Origin of the sequence: Pantoea phyllosphaerae (assembly GCF_051025595.1) — a bacterium.
GTDB lineage: Bacteria > Pseudomonadota > Gammaproteobacteria > Enterobacterales > Enterobacteriaceae > Pantoea.
On sequence record NZ_JBPFDE010000023.1, the window covers coordinates 1 to 22319 of the forward strand.

Genomic DNA, 22319 nt, shown 5'->3' on the forward strand with positions numbered 1-22319 from the left:
GGTGCGCTCTAATGGACTCGAACCATCGACCCCCACCATGTCAAGGTGGTGCTCTAACCAACTGAGCTAAGAGCGCATTCAGAAATTTGGTGCGTCCGAGTGGACTCGAACCACCGACCCCCACCATGTCAAGGTGGTGCTCTAACCAACTGAGCTACGGACGCACTTGGTGCGCTCTAATGGACTCGAACCATCGACCCCCACCATGTCAAGGTGGTGCTCTAACCAACTGAGCTAAGAGCGCAACACGCTGTCAGGGCGACAGCGGGGACGAATATTAACGACACGCCGCAACGCTGGCAAGGGGAAAAACGCTTTTTTGATACTGACTGACCAGCAACTGCGCTATGCGTCGTTTTTTTAAACGTAACAGGGCGTTAAAGACGCGCTCAGCGCGCAGGAGAGGGGGCGTCGACGCTCCCCTCTCACCTTCGACCGTCTCTCTCAGCGCGCTGCACGCGCAAGGATCACCTGCGCAGGGAGCTGTTGCAGGCGGCGAATGCGCCACAGCATCATGATCGCCGCCGAGGTCAGGCCGATAATAAACCCGCACCAGAAGCCCGCCGGGCCCATGCGCGGCACTATCCAGTCGGTCATCGCCAGCGTATAGCCGCTGGGCAGTCCCAGCAGCCAGTAGGCGATAAAGGTAATAAAGAAGATCGAGCGCGTATCTTTATAGCCGCGCAGAATGCCGCTGCCGATAACCTGAATCGAATCGGAGAACTGGTAGATCGCCGCCAGCAGCATCAGCTGCGCCGCCAGCGCGACCACCTCCGGGTTGTCGTTATAGAGCAGAGCGATCTGATGGCGAAAGGTCACGGTCAGCAGCGCGGTTATCGCCACCATGCAGACGCCGACGCCCTGGGCGGTCCAGGCCGCGACGCGCGCCTGCTCAGCCGAGCCCTGGCCCAGCCGGTAGCCGACGCGGATAGTGGTGGCGACGCCAAGCGACAGCGGCAGCACGAACATCAGCGAGCTAAAGTTCAGCGCGATCTGATGGCCCGCCACGTCGACGATACCCAGCGGCGACACCATCAGCGCCACTACGGCAAACAGCGTCACCTCGAAAAAGAGCGCCAGCGCGACCGGCAGGCCGAGTGAAAACAGACGCTGCAGCACGGCGCGCGATGGCGGCGACCAGCGGGAGCGCATGCGAATATCGCGCATGGCGCCCATGCGTCGCACCCACAGCCGCATCACCAGGAACATCACCGAGTACACCGATCCGGTCGCCACGCCGCAGCCCACGCCGCCCAGCGTCGGCATGCCGAAGTGGCCGTAGATAAATATCCAGTTAAGCGGAATATTGACCAGCAGGCCGATAAAGCCCATAACCATGCCGGGTTTGGTTTTCGACAGCCCTTCGCACTGGTTGCGCATTACCTGGAAAAAGAGGTAGCCGGGCGCGCCCCACAGCAGAGCGTGAAGATAGCCTTCTGCCTTCAGCGCCAGCTGTTCATCAATATCCTGCATGGCGCGAATGAGGTAACCGGCGTTCCACAGAACTGCCATAATCAGAATGGCAACGAAGAAGGCCAGCCAGTAAGCCTGGCGAACCTGTTCAGCGATACGTTCGCGGCGGCCGGAGCCGTTGAGTTGCGCAACGGTTGGCGTCAATGCAAGCAGAAGACCATGGCCGAATAAAATGGCCGGAAGCCAGATAGAGGTGCCGACTGCGACGGCGGCCATATCCGTGGCGCTAACCGCGCCGGCCATGATGGTATCTACAAACCCCATTGCAGTCTGCGCCACCTGAGCAAGGATGACTGGAATCGCAAGGGCAAGCAATTGACGCGCTTCTGTTAAATACTTCTGCACGTTAACACCTGTTAAAAAAGAAAAGGGGAGTAATCCCAGAGAAATGCGCGGTTAGTGTAGCGGCATTAACAGGATTCACCAAGTTTTGTCACGCCGTGCGTTATATTGCGGCTGTAAAGCGGACGCGACGCGGAAATAATATCCGCGCGCTAAGCTGTGGTAAGCTAGAGCAAACTTCGCAGAGGCCAAAACTATGTTTACCGGAATTGTGCAGGGCACCGCAAAGATTGTGTCCATTGAAGAAAAAGATCTGTTTCGCACCCATGTCGCAGAGCTGCCGGAAGAGCTGCTGCCGGGGCTGGCGCTGGGCGCATCGGTAGCGCACAACGGCTGCTGTCTGACGGTGACGGCCGTTGAAGGCAATCGCGTCAGTTTCGATCTGATTAAAGAAACGCTGCGCGTCACCAATTTAGGCGACCTGCAGGAAGGCGACGTTGTCAATATTGAGCGCGCGGCGAAATTCAGCGATGAGATCGGCGGCCACCTGATGTCTGGCCATATTATGACCACTGCGGAAATCTGCAAAATTATCCAGTCGGAAAATAACCGCGAAATCTGGTTTAAAATTCAGGACCCGACGCAGATGAAATATATTCTGCATAAAGGTTTCGTGGGTATTGACGGCATTAGCCTGACGGTAGGAGAAGTGACCAGAAGCAAATTTTGCGTCTATTTGATCCCGGAAACCCTGGAGCGCACGACGCTGGGTGCGAAAAAGCTGGGGCACCGCGTCAATATCGAAATCGATCCGCACACGCAGGCGATCGTCGATACCGTTGAGCGCGTGCTGGCGCAGCGCGAAGCCGCCGCGCTGCGTCCTGACGTCGAATAAGCGTAAAAAAAGGCGCTCCGGGCGCCTTATTCTTCACCGCGGCTTAGCGCGCGACGCGCAGGCCGCCTTCTACGCCGCGGCTAAATACCACCTGCCACAGCTGAATATCGCGAGCGCGAAAGGCACCGGCGCAGGCGTTAAGGTAGTAGCTGAACATGCGCTTAAACCGTTCGCCGTAGGTTTCACTCAGCTGCGGCCACGCCTGCAGAAAGCGCTCATACCAGGCCATCAGCGTGGTGTCATAATCGGCGCCGAAATTATGCCAGTCTTCCAGAATGAAATGAGATTCGCTGGCATCCGCGATATGGCGCACCGACGGCAGACAGCCGTTGGGGAAAATATATTTATCAATCCAGGGATCGACATTCATATCGGTGCGGATGGCGCCAATGGTGTGCAACAGGAACAGTCCGTCCGGCTTGAGGTTGCGGTCCACCACGTCGAAGTAGGTGGCGTAGTTTTTCGGGCCAACGTGCTCGAACATGCCCACCGAAACGATACGATCAAACTGCTGGTTAAGATCGCGATAATCCTGCAGCAGAATAGTGACGTCCAGGCCTTCGCAGCGCTGCTGCGCCAGTTTTTGCTGCTCTGCCGAAATGGTCACGCCGTGCACCACCGCGCCGTAGTGGCGAGCGGCATACTCCGCCAGGCCGCCCCAGCCGCAGCCGATGTCCAGCAGCGTCATGCCCGGCTCCAGCTGCAGTTTGCGGCAGATCATATCGAGCTTCGCTTCCTGCGCCTGCTCCAGCGTCTCGGCCTCTTTCCAGTAGGCGCAGGAGTATTGCATATAGGGATCGAGCATCAGCGAGAAGAGGTCATTCCCGAGATCGTAATGCTCCTTGCCCACGATCCAGGCGCGTTTTTTCGACTGTAGGTTGGTGAGACGCGCGGCGGCCACGCGCAGCGTATCCTTGAAGTGGTGCGGCAACTGCTGGTCCAGCTTGTGCTTTAGCACGCGGTGAAAAAACATATCCAGCCGTTCGCACTCCCACCAGCCATCCATATAAGCTTCGCCAAGACCAAGTGAGCCTTCCTGAATCACGCGCTTAAAAAAGTCAGGCTGTTTAACCTGAATATCCCAGGGGCGGCTGCCGTTGATTTCGATGTCCGCTTTTTCCAGCATTTCGTGGACAATGCGATACCAGTGGTTTTCTTCAAGGCTCACTTCTTCTATTAACGATGAACTCATAGCTTCTCCATCACCTGTCCGCGTTGAACCTGAGAAAAAGAATAGTCAATTTCTCAAGTCCTGTGAGAAATGTCACGGATTGCTCCGTGCGCCTGATATCCGACGTTTTACAGAGGATTGGATCTAAAAATCGGGGTCTGACGCAGCAGGAAACGCGCGCGCAGTCACCATCCGGGCGATAAGCCTCGCCTAATAATAGAACAATTATGTTATTGATTTGTTGCAGATTTATTGACCCGATTGAGTATATGCTCAACCAGGTCAGTATTCAACGACTTATTGTTAGGGCGCTAACTATAAAAGTTGCCTTAGTGATTATCCTGGCAGGGAGTGGTAACGCGGACAATATCCATTTGTGCGCTGGCGCGTCGCTGCCAGACGTAGCCCGCTATCGCCAGCGCGATAGTGGCGACCATAATCAGCGTAGTCATCAGCAGCGGCTGTTGTAAACCTGCGGAGACCGCGAGGCTGGCAAGGAAGCAGAGGCCAAGCTGCAGGGTATTCTGCAGCGCCGCGGCTTTACCGGTGGCGTGCGGGAAGGGCAGCAGCGCATTCGACACCACGATTGGGTAGATCGCGCCGTTCGCCAGCGCCATGCCGCAGAAGGGCGCAAGCAGGGCAATCAGGTTGTGGCTTCCGCCGAGGGCCACGGCGAACAGCGTCGCCACGCTCAGGCTGTAAAGCGCCAGCAGCAACGGGAGGAGCTGCGCGCCACCAAAACGGTTGAGCAGCGCGCGGCAGCCAAATCCGCCCAGCAGAAAGGCGATGGTTTGCGGAATATAGCTCAGGCCGATATCCGCCGGCGTCAGGCCTGCATCGGCGAGAATAAAGGGCGAACCGGTCAGCCAGGCGAAAAAGCTGGCGGAGCAGGCGGCATAGATCAATACGTTGCCGCCATAGACGCCGGAGCGCAGCAGCGAGAAAAAGCCGGGCTGCTCGCTCGCCTCTTTGGCCGCCGGGCGGCTGGCGGGCAGGCGCAGCGTGACCAGCATCAGCGCCACGCCGGTCAGCGTCAGCACCAGAAAGATCGAACGCCAGTGAAAATGGCTAATCAGCCAGGCGCCGAGCAGCGGCGCCAGCGCGGGCGAAAGCGCCACCAGCGGCATAATGGTGGCGAACACCTTATTAGCGCGCGCGCGTGGGTAGCGATCTACCACCAGCGCCTGCCAGCTCACCGCCGCGGCGCAGACGCCGATGGCCTGAACAAAGCGCAGCGCCAGCATCAGCACCGCATTCTCCACCCACAGCATGCCGGCGCAGCCAAGCGCGAATAACCCCAGCCCCATCAGCAGAACCGGTTTGCGGCCGATGCGGTCGGAAAGCGGGCCCCAGAAAAGCTGGCCGATGGCGAAGCCCGCCAGGAAGAGGCTCATACTGGCGCTGATAATGCCGGGCGAGGTATTAAAGCTGATCTGCATCGCGCCGAAGGCGGGCAGATACATATCGGTCGCCAGAAAGCCCAGCATGCTGAGCAGAGCGAGGTAGGGCAGAAATCCTTTTGATGACAGCATGATTTTTACTCTCATATTTCGACAGGCAGGTTAAACGCGGCAGAGTGTAAAAGGGTGCGCCCGTTACTGTGAAACGTTAATATTTGCAGAGTGCTGTGAAAATTTTTGAAAGGAAAAAGCATGTGGTCCGAATATACGCTTGAGGTGGTAGACGCCGTGGCGCGCACCGGCAGTTTCAGCGCCGCCGCGCAGGAGCTGCATCGCGTGCCCTCTGCCGTCAGCTATACGGTGCGTCAGCTGGAAACCTGGCTGGCGGTGCCGCTGTTTGAGCGACAGCATCGCGACGTGGCGTTGACCGCCGCTGGCGAGCATTTTGTGCGTGAAGGGCGCGAGGTTATCAAAAAAATGCTCGCCACCCGCAGGCAGTGCCAGCAGCTGGCTAACGGCTGGCGCGGGCAGCTTAGCATCGCCGTCGATCGCATTGTGAAGCTGCCGCGCAGCCGCCAGCTGGTGACTGATTTCTATCGCCACTTTCCCGATATGGAACTGCACATCAGCTATGAGGTGTTTAACGGCGTCTGGGACGCGCTGGCCGACGGGCGCGTTGAGGTGGCGATCGGCGCCACTCAGGCGATCCCGGTCGGCGGGCGCTTCTCCTTTCGCGATATGGGGGCGCTGAACTGGCGCTGCGTCGTGGCGCGCCACCATCCGCTGACGCACCAGCCGCAGCTCGACGACGATGCGCTGCGCGCCTGGCCATCGCTGGTGCTGGAGGATACCTCGCGCGCGCTGCCGCGCCGCATGACCTGGACGCTGGACAACCAGCGGCGTCTGGTGGTGCCGGACTGGCAGGCGGGGCTGGCGTGCGTACTGGATGGCTTATGCGTGGCGATGATGCCGGGCCATCTGGCGCGGCCGCTGCTGGATAAGGGCGAGCTGGCAGAGCTGGCGCTGCCTGCGCCTTTTCCGGAAAGCCCCTGCTGCGTGAGCTGGTCGGAGGCGCACGCATCGCCGGCGCTCAGCTGGCTGCTCAGCTATCTCGGCGATGCGCAAACGCTCAACCAGGAGTGGTTAAGCGAGGATTAACGGCGATAGTCGCGGAACGGGCCGTCGCCGACTGAGCGGCGCTCAATCAGCGTAGGACGCACTTCGATGGTCTGCGACACTTCGCGTTTGCTGGTAATGCGATCGAGCAGCATCTCCAGCGCCTTCTCGCCCAGTTCGGCTTTCGGCTGATGCACGGTGGTCAGCGCCGGCGTGAAGTAGCGCGCGTTGCGCACATTGTCATAGCCGATCACCGAAATATCCTGCGGCACGCGCAGGCCCATCTCGTCGGCGGCGCAGATCGCGCCCATCGCCATAATATCGCCGCCGCAGAAGATCGCCGTCGGGCGCTGCTTCTGCTGCAGGATCTGCTGCATCGCCTGGTAGCCCGACTCCGGCTCGAAATCGCCCTGTACGATCCACTCGGGACGCACCGAGATGCCCGCTTCCTCCAGCGCTTGCAAAAAGCCCGCGTGGCGTCCGCCGCCGGTGTTGCGCTCCAGCTGGCCAGGAATCGCTCCGATATCGCGATGGCCGCGTTCAATCAGATAGCGTCCCGCCAGATAGCCGCCCTGAAAAGCGTTGTCGAGCACGGTGTCGGTAAAGTCGCCGCGCGATTCACCCCAGTCCATCACCACCATCGGAATATTGCGGTTCTCTTCCAGCATCTTCAGCAGATCGTCCGGATACTCGGAGCACATGACCAGCAGGCCGTCGACGCGCTTCTGCGCCATCATCGACAGATAGGCGCGCTGCTTCTGCAGATCGTTGTGGGCGTTGCCGAGAATTAAGGTATAGCCCCGCTCGAAGCAGTGATGCTCAACCGCTTCGATGATTTCCGCAAAATAGGGGGCTTCGCTGGAGGTAGCCAGCAGCCCCAGCGTTTTGGTGTGGTTAACCTTCAGGCTGCGCGCCACAGCGCTGGGCGAATAGTGTAATTCCTGAATCGCCTGCCAGACGGCGTTGCGCGTCTCTTCCGCAACGAAGCGCGTTTTATTGATCACGTGAGAAACGGTGGTGGTGGAGACACCCGCGCGCTTCGCGACATCTTTGATTGTTGCCATTAAAAAGAGACTCCAGAACTTATCAATAAGCTACTGATAAGCATAATGTTAAACGTTTGCGTCCGCTAAGAGAGTTTTCTGTTAATTCGCTACAGTTTTTGTCGGTGAAATACTCACTGGGCAGGACAAAACAGGGGCTGTTGCGTGCGAACGGCACGGGCGTTGCGTCAGTTGCGCAACAGAGCCGGGGATTCTAACAAGGCTTGCGGGATAAAACGAGATTTTTACCGGCAACTATGGGAAAATCACACAAGACCCTGACAATTGTAAGGATAAGGAGAGGTAATGAGCACCGATTTAAAACTGGCGTTGATGACCACCGGCGCGGCACTGCTGATGATTGTGGCCTTTAGTTTTACCGCCGTCATGCACTAACAGACAGCCATAAAAAAACCGGGATTATCCCGGTTTTTTTATGGCGCTTAGCGAATGGTTTTCGGCGTCATCACCCGGCGCGCGCCGATGTAGTGACGCTGCCAGTAATCATCCGAAAGCCCGCTAATCTGGATATCTTTACCAGTGCGCGGCGACTGAATGAATTTGCCGTTGCCGAGATAAACCCCGACGTGGTCAGCGGTGCCGCGGCCGTTGATGCGAAAGAAGACCAGATCGCCTTTCTCCAGCGACTCGCGCTTCACCGGCGCAGCGTCGCGCAGATGGTACATTTCGTTGGCGGTGCGCGGAATTCTGAATTTTACCAGGTCTTTATAGGCGTACCAGACGAGGCCGCTGCAGTCGAAACCGGTGTGCGGTGACGTACCGCCCCACTGATAAGGTTTGCCGAGCTGACCCATCAGCTTGGTCATCGCCGTTTCGCGTGCTTTCTGGTAGCGCAGGCGATGGGACTTGCTCATTTTGAGGGTGGAAGTGGCGTCGGCATCCAGCGGCGTGAGAGGAGTGGCTTTTGCGGTGGTCAGCGTGCGCTGGCGGCCATAGCGTTTGCGAGAGGATTTCAGGGTTTTTTTCGTGTCGGCGGCGGAAGCGGAAAGCTTAGCCGTTTCAATCTTCTTCTGCTTTTTCAGTTTGAGTTTTTGCGCAGTAGAAGAGCGCGCTTTTTTCGCGCTGGTTTTGACCGGTCGCCGTTTGCGGCGCTCATCTTCGCGCGCGCTTTTTTTCTCTGCCTTGTGCAGGCTGGCGTTAACCGGCGCTTGCGGCGAAGCCGAAGCGATGTTCATGAACAGCTGCGCGAAAGCTAATATAAAGAGCGTAATCAGTAATCGCATAGTCCGGTTACAGGGTTAGCGGTTACGACAACAGGCCGTAACGAGGTTAGAAAAATCTGATCGGAGATCAGCGCCGGGGCCATTCTAAGCCAGGTTTTTTTCAAAAGTTAAGCCATTTTTCTATTAAACTGTTACAGGGTTGCAGTTGGGTTTAAAATAAGCAATTTCAGCGGCTTATAGCAGCAAAGTTATTACCAGATATGAACAGCTTAAGTTTTGATTATCGTCAGAAAAAATCAGATCTTTACTAAAGAACTTAACAAACATGGCGGTTTCACCCGACAAGCGAGAAATTGTCGTTTTCAGGGACGGGGCGAAGTCGCTACAATAAACAAACACGAAGTAGGGAATTAAGGAAGGCAATTATGAGTACTGTAGAAAAAATTCAGCGCCAGATCGCAGAAAACCCGGTCCTGCTGTATATGAAAGGCTCGCCGAAACTGCCAAGCTGCGGTTTCTCTGCACAGGCGGTGCAGGCGCTCTCTGCCTGCGGTGAGCGCTTTGCTTACGTGGATATTCTGCAGAACCCTGATATTCGCGCCGAGCTGCCGAAATATGCCAACTGGCCGACCTTCCCGCAGCTGTGGGTAGACGGTGAACTGGTTGGCGGCTGCGATATTATCGTCGAGATGTTCCAGCGCGGCGAACTGCAGTCGCTGATTAAAGAGACAGCAGAAAAGCACAAAGAAGCGGAATAAAAATCCGCGCAATTGAAAAGGCCGACGCAAGTCGGCCTTTTTTTTACGCCTGCTCCGGCGCCGTTTCCGCGTCGTCGCTCGCTGCCATCGGCAGCGGCCAGCCGCCCAGCCGTTTCCAGCGGTTTACCAGCTCGCAGAACAGCGTTGCCGTCTGCTCGGTATCGTAGAGCGCAGAGTGCGCCTGGGTGCTGTCAAAATCCATGCCTGCCGCTTTACAGGCTTTTGCCAGCACTGTCTGCCCCAGCACCAGCCCGCTCAGCGCGGCGGTGTCGAAGGTGGCAAAGGGATGGAAGGGGTTGCGCTTCAGCCCAGCGCGCCCGGCGGCGGCCATCATAAAATTGAGATCGAAGGTGGCGTTGTGCGCCACCATGATGGCGCGATTACAGTGGTGATCTTTGATGCCTTTGCGCACCATTTTGAAGATAGCGTGCAGCGCCTCATATTCGCTAATCGCGCCGCGCAGCGGGTTGCTGGGGTCGATGCCGGTAAACGCCAGCGCCTCCGGATGAAGCAGCGCGCCTTCGAAAGGCTCGACGTGGAAATGCAGCGTCTGGTCGCGGTGCAGCCAGCCCTCTTCGTCCATTTTCAGCGTGGTGGCGGCGATCTCCAGCAGCGCATCGGTCTGCGCGTTAAAGCCTGCGGTCTCGACATCGATCACCACAGGATAGAAACCTCGGAAACGTTGATTCAGCGCGTTCAGGGAGTTCGTTTCAGACATCAGCATCTCATAGCAGAAAATAGGCAGCGCGCATTATGGCAAAAAAAAGAGGAGGGTGCAGCAGAAGGGAAAGCTTCAGCCTGCCGCAGCGTGCAGACTGAAGCGGCAAACTTAGTTGCCCAGGCCGTGACCGGCGTGTTTATTTTCGATCAGCTCGATCTTGTAGCCGTCCGGATCTTCGACGAAGGCGATAATGGTTGAACCGCCTTTCACCGGACCCGCTTCGCGCGTGACCTTGCCGCCCGCGTTGCGGATGCGGTCGCAGGTCGCCGCTACGTCATCGACGCCCAGCGCGATATGGCCGTAGGCGTTGCCGAGATCGTAGCTGTCCACGCCCCAGTTATAGGTCAGCTCGATCACTGCGCCTTCGCTCTCTTCGGTATAGCCCACGAAGGCCAGCGTATATTTATACTCCGTGTTTTCGCTCTGACGCAGCACGCGCATGCCGAGAACGCGGGTGTAGAAGTCGATAGAACGTTGCAGATCGCCAACGCGCAGCATGGTGTGAAGTAAACGCATAACATCCTCTTTTATGAAATCGTCATCGTCTGATGACTCAAACGCTAAGTATAGCGGTGAAAATAGCAAAAACGGCCGCTGGCGTAACCGTTGTCACGCCAGCGTCGCGCTTAAAGCGTCGGGTAATCGGTATAGCCCTCTGCGCCGCCGCCGTAGAAGCTTTCGGGGCGCTGCGGATTGAGCGGGGCGTCCTGCTGCAGACGCGCCACCAGATCGGGGTTGGCGATAAAGTCGCGGCCGAAGGCCACGGCGTCAATCAGGCCGCGCGCAATCAGATTGTCTGCTTTCTCCACGGTGTAGGCGCCCGCGCCGATAATCACGCCCGGGAAGCGCGCGCGCACTTGTTCGCGGAAGGCCTCGCTGTAGGGCTTACCGCCCGCCCAGTCCGGCTCGGAAAGGTGCAGGTAGGCGATATTGCGCTTCGCCAGTTCGCCGATATACCACAGCGCGGCTTTCTCTTCCTCAGGGCCATTGTCCAGATTCTGGAAGCTGCCGATCGGCGAAACGCGAATGCCGACGCGGTCGGCGGACCAGTTGGCGATGGCGGCGTCGACCACTTCCAGCGCAAAGCGGCCGCGTTTTTCAATGCTGCCGCCATATTCATCGGTGCGTCGGTTGGAGTCGGGCGCCAGGAACTGATGCATCAGGTAGCCGTGCGCTGAGTGCAGCTCCAGCAGATCGAAATCCGCCTCGCGTGCATTAGCGGCCGCCTGGCCGAAATCCGCCACAATCTGTTTGATCTCGGCCACCGTAAGCTCGCGCGGCGTCGAGGTCTCTTCACGATAGACGCTGCCGTCTTCCGCGCGCAGCGAGGTGCGCGTGCCGGCGGCGATAGCCGAGGGCGCGACAGGCGCTTTGCCTTCCGGCTGCACGCTGTTGTGCGAGATGCGGCCGGTGTGCCATAGCTGAACGGCGCTGTGGCCGCCCGCCTCGTGAATGCCTGCGTTAATCGCTTTCCAGGCGGCAATCTGCTGCTGGGTATGCAGGCCCGGCGCGCCAGCGTAGCCTTTCGCCTGGAAAGAAACCTGCGTCGCCTCAGTGATAATCAGGCCGGCGCTGGCGCGCTGACGGTAATATTCGCCCATCAGCGGGGTTGGAATGTCGCCCGGCTCAATGCTGCGCAGACGCGTCAGCGGCGCCATAAATACGCGGTTTGGTACGGTAATCGCACCCACTTTAAGCGGGCTAAACAGCTGGGTACTTGCCATAACAACTCCTGTAGTAGACCGGTCTGCTATAAAACGGCGTTTTTAAAATCAGTGGGTTTGCAGCCACTGTTCGAGAGTGCTGAGGGCCAGGCGCAGCGGCTGTGGCTCGCGGGAGAGCTTGCTCTGCAGGCTGGCGCCCAGCCACAAAATATAGATCACTTCCGCCATCTCGCGCGGCGCGTAGGGCAGCGTCATCCTCTCCTGCCGCAGCGCCGCTTCGAGCGTGTGCGTATAAGCCGCGATAATGCGACCGGCACCGTGCTGCAGGGCGTCGCGCATCGGCTCGGAGAGATCGCAAACTTCCGCGGAGAGCTTCACCGCCAGACAGCCGACGATATGTCCCTGTTCGCTGAACAGCTGCTCGGCCTGGCGAAAATGGTCCAGCAGCCGCTCGCGCGGCGTGCCTTCGCCATGCTGCAGCCGCGCCTCGACCTGCTGATGCAGATGGAGAAAGTAGCGCTCCAGCAGCGCCACGCCAAACGCCTCTTTCGAGCGGAAATAGTAGTAGAAGGAGCCTTTCGGCACCTCCGCCTGCGTCAGCAACTCGCTGAGTCCCATTCCGGTGAAACCGCGCTGCAGACAAAGCTGCTCGCCGGTGGCGAGCAGCTGTTCACGGGTTTCGGTGCGTTGCTGCGTCTTGTTCATGGCGCTTAAGGTAGTAGACCGATCGGTCAGATGCAACGCTTAGCCCACTTTTCGGCACGTTCTGATCATATCGAGCTGCGGCTGATATTCGCTGGTCTGCACGTTGAACATTCCCAGCAGCGTATGAAACAGGTTGTCCTGCGATACCGTAGCCGAAGGCGCCTGCTTGCGCAGACAGGCCTGATCAATGCCGTAGGTTTTAGCGTAGTCGTCTGACATCCACAGCAGTAAAGGAATATGGGTCTGCTGAGACGGCGCAAACAGATAGGGCGCGCCGTGCAGATACATGCCGTGTTCGCCGAGCGATTCGCCGTGGTCGGAGAGATAGACCAGCGCCACGTTAAAGCGATCGCTCAGTCCCTTCAGCATATCGATGGTGCGGCTCACCATATCGTCAGTGTAGAGAAGGGTATTATCGTAGGTATTTATCAGCGCCTGATGATCGCAATCCTGAATCTGATTGCTGTCGCAGGTCGGGGCAAACTGGCGGAACTGCGGCGGATAGCGGCGATAGTAGGCGGGACCGTGGCTGCCCATCTGATGCAGCACGATAATGCCGTCATTATTCAGGCTATGGACATAATTATCCATCCGGTGCAGCAGCACGTCGTCGAGGCAAGATCCGTCCTGGCACCAGGCGTTCAGCTTCCACAGCGTCATATCGGTATGCGGCACGCGATCGCAGGCGCCTTTACAGCCGCCGTCGTTTTCGCGCCACAGCACGCTGACGCCCGCATGACCGAGGATATCCAGCACGCCATCCTGATGATGCGCCAGATTAGCGTCGTAGTGGGCGCGCGGCATATTAGAGAACATGCAGGGCACGGAGATGGCGGTTTCGGTGCCGCACGAGGTCGCCTGCGGATAGTAAATGACGTTCTGTTTTTTCAGCTGCGGGTTGGTTTCGCGCGCATAACCGCCCAGCGAAAAGTTTTCCGCACGGGCAGTTTCGCCAACGACCAGCACCACCAGCGTTTTTTTCTGCTCTGCCGTAATGACGGGACCTTTATGCGCGTCCTGCCCGATATGGACCCAGGCCTGGCTGCCTTTCATCCAGCGGTTATTGACGTAGTGGCCAGCGCCGCTGACGATGTTGGCGGGCGTCACCATTTTGACCAGCCCTTTGTTATTGCGGATCAGCGAGGCGTAATCCTTATAAAAAAGCAGCGCCATCAGCAGGATAATCCCGAGCGACACCGCCATAAACAGCGCGCGCCAGGCGAGATTCATCCACCAGCATTTGCGACGTTTGAAGCGCGTCAGGAAGATGATGATGGTCGGCACGACACCCATCAGCATCAGCCAGATAACGGCGTTACGACTCAGCAGCGCGGTGGATTCCTGCAGGTCGGTTTCAAAAACGTTCTGCACCATATTGGTATCGATAACGGTGCCGAAGCTAAACATAACGTAGTTCGCCGCCGCACTCGTCAGGATCAGCACTGCCAGCAGCGGCTTGCGCAGGTATGGCCAGGCGACCAGGTTAAAGATCAGGCCGAACGCCGCCGTCAGCACCACAGGCAAACTGGCAGCGAAGATATAGTCGTGCAGAGACGTATAAGGAATACGCTCCCAGGCACGGAACAGAAACAGACCGTTCAGGACCAGCGCGAAGAACAGGGAAACCACCAGATTAAAGGTGGTTTCGTGACAGCGTAACTTTTTCAACCGCATGAGTATCCAGTAAAAACAAATGATCGCCAAAAGAGAATAAAGAGGATAACCTGGGCAAACCTTAACAAAAGCTCAACACTATGCCCGGGATTATCTGTTTAACCAAACTAATTAGTGACATTTAGTGACGAGACGCGCAGGCAGCAGCGAGAAAGGCGCGCGCCTTGAGCTATCTTTAAAAGAGATAATCAGCGATGTGGAGATCCTGTGGCGGAGCAACTTGAATTTTTCCCGGTACCCAGTCCCTGTCGCGGCATCTGCCAGGTAGATGCGCGCGGCTACTGCCTTGGCTGCCTGCGCAGTCGGGAAGAGCGCTTCAACTGGATGAAATTCAGCGACGCGCAGAAGCGCGACGTGCTGCGCCTGTGCTATCAGCGCCGCCTGCGGCTGCTGCGCTCGCAGAAACCGGAAGAGGATGCCGGGCCACAGCAGCCATCCCTGTTCTGAGTGCTTTTCGTTATACTCCCTGACTCTGACTGAATGAGCAAACACAGGGATATCACTATGCTACAAGCGCAACAGATCTCGCCGCAGGGCCCCGCGTTCTCTCCGCTGATTATGGGGTACTGGCGCCTGATGGAGTGGGGAATGACCCCGCAGCAGCGCGTCAGCTTTATCGAACATCATCTCTCATCAGGCATCACCACGGTCGATCACGCCGATATCTATGGCGACTACCGCTGCGAAGCCGCCTTCGGCGAAGCGCTGAAGCTGTCGCCCGGCTTGCGCGATCGCCTGCAGATCGTCACCAAATGCGGCATCGCCACGCGCGCGAAGCCGGAACATCGCATTGGACACTACATCACCGATAAAGCGCATATCGTGCAAAGCGCGGAAAACTCGCTGCGTCATTTTGCTACCGACCGGCTCGACCTGCTGCTGATCCATCGTCCCGATCCCCTGATGAATGCCGATGCGGTGGCCGAGGCGTTTCTGGCGCTGCATCAGAGCGGTAAAGTGCTGCACTTCGGCGTATCCAACTTTACGCCGTCGCAGTTCACGCTGCTGCAGTCGCGTCTGCCCTTTACGCTGGTCACCAATCAGGTGGAGATCTCGCCGATTCAGCAAAATGTCCTGCTGGACGGCACCCTCGATCAGTGCCAGCAGCTGCGCCTGCGGCCAATGGCATGGTCCTGCCTGGGCGGTGGCGAGCTGTTTCAGGATCCGCACTATCAGCCGTTGCGCGACGAACTGGAACAGGTGCGTCTTGAAACCGGGGCCGCCAGCCTGGCGCAGGTGGTCTACGCCTGGGTGCTGATGCTGCCGAGCCAGCCGCTGCCCATTATCGGCTCCGGCAATCCTGAGCGCGTCAGCGAAGCGGTGGCGGCGCTGAAGGTTACGCTGGATCGCCAGCAGTGGTTCCGCATCCGCAAAGCGGCGCTGGGCTACGATGTGCCCTGAAGCGTAAAGCTGTGTCAAACTGCAGCGGAGACTGAAAATTGCGGCCAGGCTTATCACACCCTGTGGGAGAAAAGAGGCAAGCGATAATGAAAAAATCGGTTTTAGCATGTCTGTTCGCGCTAAGCAGCGGCCTGGCTGGCAATGCGCTGGCGCAAGAGGTCACCCTGCACAAAGTGAGCGCCGAAGGCATTGGCGAAGCGATCGGCACGGTCGATATCGCGCAGACAAAATATGGCCTGACGTTTACGCCGAAGCTGAGCGGCCTGACGCCTGGCGTACACGGTTTTCATATTCACGCCAACGGCAGCTGCGAGCCGGGCGTGTCTGAAGGCAAAACGGTGGCGGCGGGCGCGGCGGGCGGCCATCTCGATCCGCAAAAAACCGGTAAGCACCTTGGCCCTTGGGGCGAGGGCCACCTCGGCGATTTACCGGCGATTTACGTCGATGAAAAAGGCAGCGCCGACCAGCCGGTGCTGGCACCGCGGCTGAAATCCCTGGATGAGATTAAGGGCAAGGCGTTAATGGTGCATATCGGTGGCGATAATCACGCCGATCATCCGCAGCCGCTTGGCGGCGGCGGCGGGCGCTACGCCTGTGGCGTGATCTGATCGTGAGTTTATCGACGGCTCCTGACGGGGCCGTTTCATTATTGTTTAGTTTACGGCTATGTTCTCCTGATGATTTACCGCCTATGATGCTGATTCTGGACACTTTCATCTGGTGCGGTCAAAGGAGAAAAAGGAATGAAGAAAACGGGCGCGCTGCTGCTCTGTCTGTTGCTGGCGGGCTGCGATCAACCCAATGAAACCCAGCTCAGGACTGAAGCAGGACGTCAGCTTCAGCGCACCATCGACGCCAGCCCGGCGCGTGCCGAGTGTGAGGATATTGCGAAAGGACGCGAGCGGCTGAGCCACAGCGTACGTAAGCGGCTTGAAGAGAAGGGCTGTCAGTCTGTCTTGCGCAGCGCCACCGAAACCAACTTCGAGCAAACGGCGATCTACCACACCAGCATGACCATGGTGTGCGGCAGCATTATCGGCAAAAGTTTTACCGGCAGCGAAATCCGGCGGCGTTTCATCTACTCGCCGGAAGAGCGCGAGCTGGTGATTGAGCCGATGTCCACCAACGATAAAACCCGTTTCGAGCAGCGTAAGACTCTGACGCAGCTGCAGGCCGATTTTGACCGTCAGCAGCTGCAGTACTGCAAATAGCTATTCTGGCACCGCCTGTTTCAGCTGCGCCAGTGAACAGCGCAGCCGCCATAAAATACCCGCCAGCGTATTCGCCTCTGTATCGCCCGCCGCCACCAGCTGGCTAATCGTCTCTTCAAGCCGGGTCAGAGTCTGATCGAGCGAGCTGTGCCGCACGCCGCGCGCGCTGATGATGCGCTGCAAATCGCCCAGGCTCGCCTCGCGCATCTGCGCCAGCGTGGTGGACGCAGGCTGCCAGTCGCGCAGCTGCCAGACGATATGCGAACAGTTGAGCAGCACGACGCCCCAGCGCAGCAGCCAGACGCGCGCCTGCTCGTCTCGGCTGCTGCTCAGCTGGCTGATGCGATGGTAAATCTGCGATTCAAAGCGGCTCTCGCTCAGGCGCGGACGGCGGCGGAGCTGGTCGAGGAACGCCATGCGCAGCCGGCGGATATGACGGCGGCTGCGTCGCGCGTCGGAGCTGGGGCGCAGGATCTGAAACGCCAGCCACGCGAGCATCACGCCGCACACTTTGGCGATATTGTCGTTGAGGAAGTCGGCATAATCCCAGCTCGGCGGGTTGGTCACCGCAATAAACGAACCCATAAAAACAATAAACTGGCCCCAGAGCGCGGCGCGCTGCTTTTGCTGCAGCTTAAACAGCTGTAGCGTCAGCAGCAGCGGAAACAGAAACAGCAGAAACTGCCACAGCTGGGAGATCTGCACCATCAGGCCAAATTTCATCACAAAGCTGAACAGCGACAGCCAGAGCAGGGTCTTCAGCAGCAGGGTGACGCTGCCGCTGGGCGAGGGCGCAGATGAGTAGAGCACGCAGGCGATGGCGGTCAGGGTCAGCGCCGCCGCGCCAGCCGACCATTGCGTGGTGATCCAGAAGGCGCAGCCCGCCACTACGGCACAAAAGGTGCGCAGCGCGCTCCAGCCCGCTTCGGCGCTGTCGCTCTCCCGCGCCAGCGCGGGCACGGGCGGCGGCTGAAAGCGGGTATCGGCGTCGGCGCGCGCCAGCAGGCGGATCCAGCGGCTAACGTTGAGATACATCCAGCAGAAGTCGCGCAGCCGCTGACAAAAGGCGCGCTGGCGGTAATCGCCGTCGGCGGCGGGGGTGATGCTGCGCAGGATCTGCGCCAGCCGGTATTTGTCGCACTGCACGCTCGCCAGCTCCTGCATCAGGGCATCGATGGCGTCATAGAGCGGCTGCGGCGCGTCGGGCCAGTTAAGCAGCATGCGACGCAGGCTGGAGAGCACGCTGGTCAGGCGCAGCTGCTGGTGCAGCACATAGTTGAGCACGTTGTTCTGGCGGCGAAAGCGGTAGTGGCTCCAGAACGCCTGGATGCGCAGCAGGTTCATGGTAAGAATCTGGCTAATCACCGCTTCATGGGCGGCACGCACCTTATCGACCTCGGTAGGCTGCAGCAGCAGCCCGGCGTGCTCCAGCAGGCGAGCGTGCATCTTCTGCAGCGAGGCGATCAGCGTCTCGCCGTCCGAGGTGCTCGGCAGCACCATCATCATAAACCCGGCGCACAGAATGCCGGAAATCACCTCACAGACGCGCGCCTGCGTCAGATCCCAGAGATTCGTCGCATCGGTCAGGTCGACGCTGCTGAACACGATAATCGCCGCGGTATAGCCCGCCAGCGAAAAGGCGTAGGCCACGTTATTTTGATAGTGGTTGGCGATGCCGGTGCAGAACGCCAGCCAGCCGGCGATAAAAAAGGTGAACAGCCAGGGGTCGTTGAGGGTATGGCCGGCGATCAGCAGCGCGGCGCCTGCGCCCATCAGGCTGCCGACGATGCGGCCAAGGCTTTTGCTTATTGCGCCGCCGACGGTAGGAAAGCTGATCACCGCCGCCGAAGTCATCGCCCAGTAGGGCTCATCCAGATCGAGCGCATAGGCGATGCTGAGGGCGAGGCACATGGCGATGGCGTTGCGCAGCGCATAGCGCCACTGACCGGCGTCAGCCTTCACCCAGGGAAGCTGGTCCCACGCCAGCCAGTGCAGATTCATCGCGCGCTCACGGCTGGATGGCGACAGAGCAGGTGGTGCCCGCCACCAGCGGCACATTATCCGGTATCTGCGCCAGGCGAATGCGCACCGGCACGCGCTGCGCCAGCCGCACCCAGGGCACGTTTGGCTTGATATCCGGCACCAGGCCGCTGTCGCTGTCGATACTCTGGTCGTAGATAGCGCGGCCGATGCTTTCTACCTCGCCCTGCAGGCGCGCGCCGTTGCTGTAAAGCACAATCTGCGCCGGCGCGCCAGGCCGAATGTGACGTAGCTTGGTCTCTTCAAAATAGCCCATCACGTAATAAGAGTGGCTGTCGACCAGCGCGAAGAGCGGCGTGCCCGCCGTGGCATAGTCGCCGACGCGCAGCGTCAGGTTGCTGATCCAGCCATCGGTCGGCGCCGTCACGGTGGTCTGCTGCAAATTCCAGCGCGCCTGGTCCAGCGCCGCCTGCGCCGCTTTAGCGCTGGCCGCCATCGACGCGGCGTTCAGCTGCGCGGCGTCGAGATCTTCGGCAGAAATCACGTTGCGCGGCAGGCTGGCGCGGCGGCGCGCTTCATGCTGCGCCTTCGCCAGGTCGGCCTGCGCCTTCGCCAGCTGCGCCTCGGCGTTATCCAGCGCAATCTGCCAGGGCACGCTATCCAGGGTCAGCAGCGTCTGACCCTGATGCACAAACTGATTATCCTTTACCGCCAGCGAGACGATGCGCGCCGAAATCTGCGGAGTCACCTGCGCCAGCTCGGCGCGGACTTTGCCGTCGCGCGTCCAGGGCGACTGCATGTAGTAGTTCCACATCCACCAGCCCGCCAGCAGGGCGGCCGCGAAGACGATCAGCGTGGAAAAATATTTCACTGCATTGAATTTCATGGTGCGTATCCCTGTGCCAGCAGAAAAAGCGCGGCGGCGACGCAAAGTACGAAAAGCGAGAGATCCAGCAGCGTTGGATGCCAGATATCCCCCGAGTAGATCCAGCCGCGCAGCAGCGGATGAAGAATAAGCCAGAAGAAGAAGCCGAGCAGGACCGCTTTAAACAGCGGCGGAAAAAACAGCGAGGCGCCGAACACCAGGTCGGTCAGGGGCCCAGCCGCATGAAAGGGAAAAATAGCCACGCATCGTCCTTCTGATATTACCCTGGCACCGGTCTCAAAAAGCGTAGATGAGCCGTTGGGGCTTTGCCCGGGGTTTGTAATTTGTCCTTTAAACTCGCAGAATAGTGTAAAATCTGGCTTGATAGCTAGCAAGCTAATTATAAGGAGATGAAATGGATACGCCCCTTGGAACGGATTTGTCTCGCCTGGTGCGCATCTGGCGCGCGTTGATCGATCAGCGACTGAAGCCGCTTGAGCTGACGCAGACGCACTGGGTCACGCTGCACAACATTCATCAGCTGCCGCCGGAGCAGTCGCAGATTCAGCTGGCGAAAGCGATCGGCATCGAGCAGCCGTCGCTGGTGCGCACGCTGGATCAACTGGAAGAGAAAGGATTGATTACCCGCTCGACCTGCGCGAACGATCGCCGCGCGAAGCGCATCAAGCTGACGCGTCAGGCGGAGCCGATTATTGAGCAGGTTGAGAGCGTGATCGACGCCACGCGCGACGATATTCTTGCCGGCATCAGCCGCGACGAGATCAACCAGATGGTGACCCTTATCGCCCGTCTGGAGAAAAACATTCTCGAGCTACAGAATCGGGAAAAATAAAAAAACCGACGCCGCGGCGTCGGTTTTTTTTTGCTGAGGCGATGCGATCAGCGCGGCGAAACGGTGATCTGGCTCCCGTTAGACGCCAGCGCGACGCGCTGCCCGACAGAGTAGCGGCTGGCCGCCTGCTTCTGCACCACCATGATGGTATTGCCATCATCCTTGCGGATTTCCAGCTCGACGCCGTCGGTTTTATTCATTGCGCCCTGAACGCCCTGGCCCGCCAGGCCGCCGGCGATCGCGCCGCCTGCGGTGGCCAGGCTGCGTCCGGTGCCGCCGCCGATGGTGTTGCCGAGGAAGCCGCCCAGCACCGCGCCGCCGATAGCGCCGATCACGTTGTTGTCATCGCCGCCCTGAATCTTAACCGGACGGACCGAGACCAGCGTGCCGTAAGACACGCTCTGAACCTGCTTAGCCTCACTGGCACTGTAGGTATCGCCTGACAGAGTACTGGTATTTGAGCAGCCAGCCAGCGTAATGCCAGCCAGTGCGACAGCAACGAAACGCTTGATCATTTGTAACTCCTTTCTTAAGCAATGCGCCATGTGTATCGCGAAATCCTGCAAACAGTATAAGACACAAAGCAAATTAATCTTAGTCTGAGTAAAACAGGTTGAAGCCAAGCATAGACTATTGGCGATCAACAAAAATTCAACTAAGGGCGAAAAAAAGTTGCGCAAGGTTATTTGTTGCTTAAAGTCGGGAAAACCTCAGGTAATCGTCGAATCGGGCGCGATAATTTGCCAGACTGAGGGGTGTTAATCGCACTTCCGCCACCCAGTAAGGACCAGGAATGAAATCAGGACGTTATATCGGCGTTATGTCAGGCACCAGCCTGGACGGCGTTGACGTGGTGCTGGCCGCCATTGATGAGCATATGGTGGCGCAGCAGGCGAGCTATTCTCATCCGATGCCGGGCGAGCTGCGCCAGCAGATTCTGGCGATCAGCCAGGGCCAGCAGCTGACGCTTTCGCAGCTCGGCCAGCTCGATACGCGCCTTGGCCGGCTGTTCGCTGACGCGGTCAAAGCCCTGATGCATCGCGAGGCGCTGGAGCCGGGCGATATCGTCGCCATCGGCTGTCACGGGCAGACTGTCTGGCATGAACCACAAAGCGAGGCGCCAAATACGCTGCAAATTGGCGATAATAATCAGATTGTCGCCGCCACCGGTATCACCGTGGTTGGCGACTTTCGCCGCCGCGATATGGCGCTGGGCGGGCAGGGGGCGCCGCTGGTGCCGGCATTTCATCAGGCGCTGCTGATGGATGCGGTGGAGCGCCGCATGGTGCTGAACATCGGCGGCATCGCCAATCTTTCGCTGCTGATCCCCGGTCAGCCGGTACGCGGCTTCGACACCGGCCCCGGCAATATGCTGATTGACGCATGGATCTGGCGCCACCAGGGCAGGCCTTTCGACCAGGACGCAAGCTGGGCGCGCAGCGGCAGCGTGGTGCCCGCGCTGCTGGAGCAGATGCTGCGCGATCCCTGGTTTGCGCTGCCGCCGCCGAAAAGTACCGGGCGCGAATATTTCAATCTGGGCTGGGTCGAGCGTCAGCTGCAAACTTTCCCAGGCCTGGCGCCGCAGGACGTGCAGGCGACGCTGACCGAGCTGAGCGCCGTCACCATCGCCCATCAGGTGCAGCTTAACGACGGCTGCGACCGGCTGCTGGTGTGCGGCGGCGGCGGCCGCAATCCGCTGCTGATGGCACGCCTCGCCGCGCTGCTGGCAGGAACCGAAGTGGCCACCACCGACGCTGCGGGCATTCGCGGCGACGATATGGAGGCGCTGGCGTTCGCCTGGCTTGCCAGCCGCACGCTCTCCGGTCTGCCCGGCAATCTGCCCGCCGTGACCGGCGCGGCGGCAAAAAGCGTGCTCGGCGCTATCTATCCAGCTAATCCGCTCTACTGACAGTAAGGAGAATC

General features: G+C 59.0%; 24 protein-coding genes and 3 tRNA genes. 10 read left to right on the forward strand and 17 right to left on the reverse strand.

The features are described 5' to 3' along the window. Nucleotides 1-2: 2 nt before the first annotated feature. The 4 genes from ACR6A7_RS20175 to ACR6A7_RS20190 form a co-directional block, all read right to left on the reverse strand. Nucleotides 3-76, reverse strand: a tRNA-Val gene (locus ACR6A7_RS20175). Between the two features lie 11 nt (nt 77-87). Further along, a tRNA-Val gene (locus ACR6A7_RS20180) sits at nt 88-164 on the reverse strand. 3 nt (nt 165-167) lie between these two features. Further along, a tRNA-Val gene (locus ACR6A7_RS20185) sits at nt 168-244 on the reverse strand. A gap of 200 nt (nt 245-444) precedes the next feature. Then, on the reverse strand, nt 445-1818 hold the full coding sequence (locus tag ACR6A7_RS20190; RefSeq protein ID WP_434127041.1) for an MATE family efflux transporter: 1374 nt from the start codon (nt 1816-1818) through the stop codon (nt 445-447). 193 nt (nt 1819-2011) lie between these two features. On the opposite strand from ACR6A7_RS20190, the gene ACR6A7_RS20195 reads away from it, so the two are divergent. Next, on the forward strand, nt 2012-2650 hold the full coding sequence (locus ACR6A7_RS20195) for a riboflavin synthase subunit alpha (protein ID WP_434127042.1): 639 nt from the start codon (nt 2012-2014) through the stop codon (nt 2648-2650). Between the two features lie 43 nt (nt 2651-2693). On the opposite strand, the gene cfa is transcribed toward ACR6A7_RS20195, so the two are convergent. After that, nucleotides 2694-3842, reverse strand: coding sequence for a cyclopropane fatty acyl phospholipid synthase (gene cfa / locus ACR6A7_RS20200; protein ID WP_434127043.1), 1149 nt, complete (start codon nt 3840-3842; stop codon nt 2694-2696). A 308-nt stretch (nt 3843-4150) separates the two neighbouring features. Then, nucleotides 4151-5353 (reverse strand): purine nucleoside transporter PunC, encoded by a 1203-nt coding sequence (gene punC / locus ACR6A7_RS20205; protein WP_434127044.1) that lies wholly within the window; start codon nt 5351-5353, stop codon nt 4151-4153. Nucleotides 5354-5473: 120 nt separating this feature from the next. On the opposite strand from punC, the gene punR reads away from it, so the two are divergent. Beyond that, entirely contained in the window at nt 5474-6379 is a 906-nt protein-coding gene (gene punR / locus ACR6A7_RS20210; protein WP_434127045.1) for a DNA-binding transcriptional activator PunR, read from the forward strand. On the opposite strand, the gene purR is transcribed toward punR, so the two are convergent. Further along, nucleotides 6376-7401, reverse strand: a complete 1026-nt coding sequence (gene purR / locus ACR6A7_RS20215) for an HTH-type transcriptional repressor PurR (RefSeq protein WP_434127046.1) — start codon at nt 7399-7401, stop codon at nt 6376-6378. The two genes, punR and purR, sit on opposite strands and share 4 nt — an antisense overlap. Nucleotides 7402-7686: 285 nt before the next feature. Here purR and cydH point away from each other — a divergent pair, with 285 nt between their 5' ends. Continuing rightward, nucleotides 7687-7776, forward strand: a complete 90-nt coding sequence (gene cydH, locus ACR6A7_RS20220) for a cytochrome bd-I oxidase subunit CydH (RefSeq protein ID WP_094078480.1) — start codon at nt 7687-7689, stop codon at nt 7774-7776. Between the two features lie 47 nt (nt 7777-7823). On the opposite strand, the gene ACR6A7_RS20225 is transcribed toward cydH, so the two are convergent. Continuing rightward, nucleotides 7824-8624, reverse strand: a complete 801-nt coding sequence (locus ACR6A7_RS20225) for a C40 family peptidase (protein ID WP_434127047.1) — start codon at nt 8622-8624, stop codon at nt 7824-7826. A gap of 362 nt (nt 8625-8986) precedes the next feature. On the opposite strand from ACR6A7_RS20225, the gene ACR6A7_RS20230 reads away from it, so the two are divergent. Continuing rightward, nucleotides 8987-9322 (forward strand): Grx4 family monothiol glutaredoxin, encoded by a 336-nt coding sequence (locus tag ACR6A7_RS20230; RefSeq protein WP_179256429.1) that lies wholly within the window; start codon nt 8987-8989, stop codon nt 9320-9322. Between the two features lie 43 nt (nt 9323-9365). On the opposite strand, the gene rnt is transcribed toward ACR6A7_RS20230, so the two are convergent. The 5 genes from rnt to eptA all read right to left on the reverse strand — a co-directional run bounded on the left by rnt (nt 9366) and on the right by eptA (nt 14086). Continuing rightward, entirely contained in the window at nt 9366-10040 is a 675-nt protein-coding gene (gene rnt / locus ACR6A7_RS20235; protein WP_434127048.1) for a ribonuclease T, read from the reverse strand. 111 nt (nt 10041-10151) lie between these two features. Further along, nucleotides 10152-10559, reverse strand: a complete 408-nt coding sequence (gene gloA, locus ACR6A7_RS20240; protein ID WP_033747448.1) for a lactoylglutathione lyase — start codon at nt 10557-10559, stop codon at nt 10152-10154. A 110-nt stretch (nt 10560-10669) separates the two neighbouring features. Then, on the reverse strand, nt 10670-11767 hold the full coding sequence (locus ACR6A7_RS20245) for an alkene reductase (RefSeq protein WP_434127049.1): 1098 nt from the start codon (nt 11765-11767) through the stop codon (nt 10670-10672). 48 nt (nt 11768-11815) lie between these two features. After that, nucleotides 11816-12412: a TetR/AcrR family transcriptional regulator gene (locus tag ACR6A7_RS20250; protein ID WP_434127050.1), complete on the reverse strand. Its 597-nt coding sequence runs from the start codon at nt 12410-12412 to the stop codon at nt 11816-11818. A 39-nt stretch (nt 12413-12451) separates the two neighbouring features. Beyond that, nucleotides 12452-14086 carry a phosphoethanolamine transferase EptA gene (eptA, locus tag ACR6A7_RS20255; protein WP_434127051.1) on the reverse strand — a complete coding sequence of 545 codons (1635 nt, stop codon included), beginning with the start codon at nt 14084-14086 and terminating at the stop codon, nt 12452-12454. Between the two features lie 207 nt (nt 14087-14293). Between eptA and ACR6A7_RS20260 the strand changes: the two genes are divergently transcribed. The 4 genes from ACR6A7_RS20260 to ACR6A7_RS20275 all read left to right on the forward strand — a co-directional run bounded on the left by ACR6A7_RS20260 (nt 14294) and on the right by ACR6A7_RS20275 (nt 16698). Further along, complete coding sequence (locus ACR6A7_RS20260; RefSeq protein WP_434127052.1) at nt 14294-14533, forward strand: DUF1289 domain-containing protein; 240 nt, start codon at nt 14294-14296, stop codon at nt 14531-14533. Nucleotides 14534-14590: 57 nt separating this feature from the next. After that, entirely contained in the window at nt 14591-15487 is an 897-nt protein-coding gene (locus ACR6A7_RS20265; protein WP_434127053.1) for an aldo/keto reductase, read from the forward strand. Between the two features lie 86 nt (nt 15488-15573). Further along, the gene (gene sodC / locus ACR6A7_RS20270; protein ID WP_434127054.1) at nt 15574-16095 is read left to right on the forward strand and encodes a superoxide dismutase [Cu-Zn] SodC; all 522 of its coding nucleotides are present in this window, start codon (nt 15574-15576) and stop codon (nt 16093-16095) included. Nucleotides 16096-16230: 135 nt separating this feature from the next. Then, nucleotides 16231-16698, forward strand: coding sequence for a hypothetical protein (locus ACR6A7_RS20275; protein WP_434127055.1), 468 nt, complete (start codon nt 16231-16233; stop codon nt 16696-16698). Here the strand turns inward: ACR6A7_RS20275 and ACR6A7_RS20280 are convergent, their stop codons facing one another. Genes ACR6A7_RS20280 through ACR6A7_RS20290 form a run of 3 tightly spaced genes read right to left on the reverse strand, consistent with a single transcriptional unit; the run spans nt 16699 to nt 19806 of the window. Further along, nucleotides 16699-18699, reverse strand: coding sequence for an FUSC family protein (locus ACR6A7_RS20280; RefSeq protein WP_434127056.1), 2001 nt, complete (start codon nt 18697-18699; stop codon nt 16699-16701). Nucleotides 18700-18706: 7 nt separating this feature from the next. After that, nucleotides 18707-19564, reverse strand: a complete 858-nt coding sequence (locus ACR6A7_RS20285) for an efflux RND transporter periplasmic adaptor subunit (RefSeq protein WP_434127057.1) — start codon at nt 19562-19564, stop codon at nt 18707-18709. After that, nucleotides 19561-19806 (reverse strand): DUF1656 domain-containing protein, encoded by a 246-nt coding sequence (locus ACR6A7_RS20290; protein WP_434127058.1) that lies wholly within the window; start codon nt 19804-19806, stop codon nt 19561-19563. The genes ACR6A7_RS20285 and ACR6A7_RS20290 overlap by 4 nt, the downstream gene beginning before the upstream one ends. A 152-nt stretch (nt 19807-19958) precedes the next feature. Between ACR6A7_RS20290 and slyA the strand changes: the two genes are divergently transcribed. After that, a complete protein-coding gene (gene slyA, locus ACR6A7_RS20295) occupies nt 19959-20396 on the forward strand; it encodes a transcriptional regulator SlyA (RefSeq protein WP_434127059.1) in 438 nt (145 codons plus the stop codon). Between the two features lie 47 nt (nt 20397-20443). On the opposite strand, the gene slyB is transcribed toward slyA, so the two are convergent. Continuing rightward, nucleotides 20444-20911 carry an outer membrane lipoprotein SlyB gene (gene slyB, locus ACR6A7_RS20300; protein WP_434127060.1) on the reverse strand — a complete coding sequence of 156 codons (468 nt, stop codon included), beginning with the start codon at nt 20909-20911 and terminating at the stop codon, nt 20444-20446. Nucleotides 20912-21189: 278 nt separating this feature from the next. On the opposite strand from slyB, the gene anmK reads away from it, so the two are divergent. Next, nucleotides 21190-22305, forward strand: a complete 1116-nt coding sequence (gene anmK, locus ACR6A7_RS20305) for an anhydro-N-acetylmuramic acid kinase (RefSeq protein ID WP_434127061.1) — start codon at nt 21190-21192, stop codon at nt 22303-22305. Nucleotides 22306-22319 lie beyond the last annotated feature (14 nt).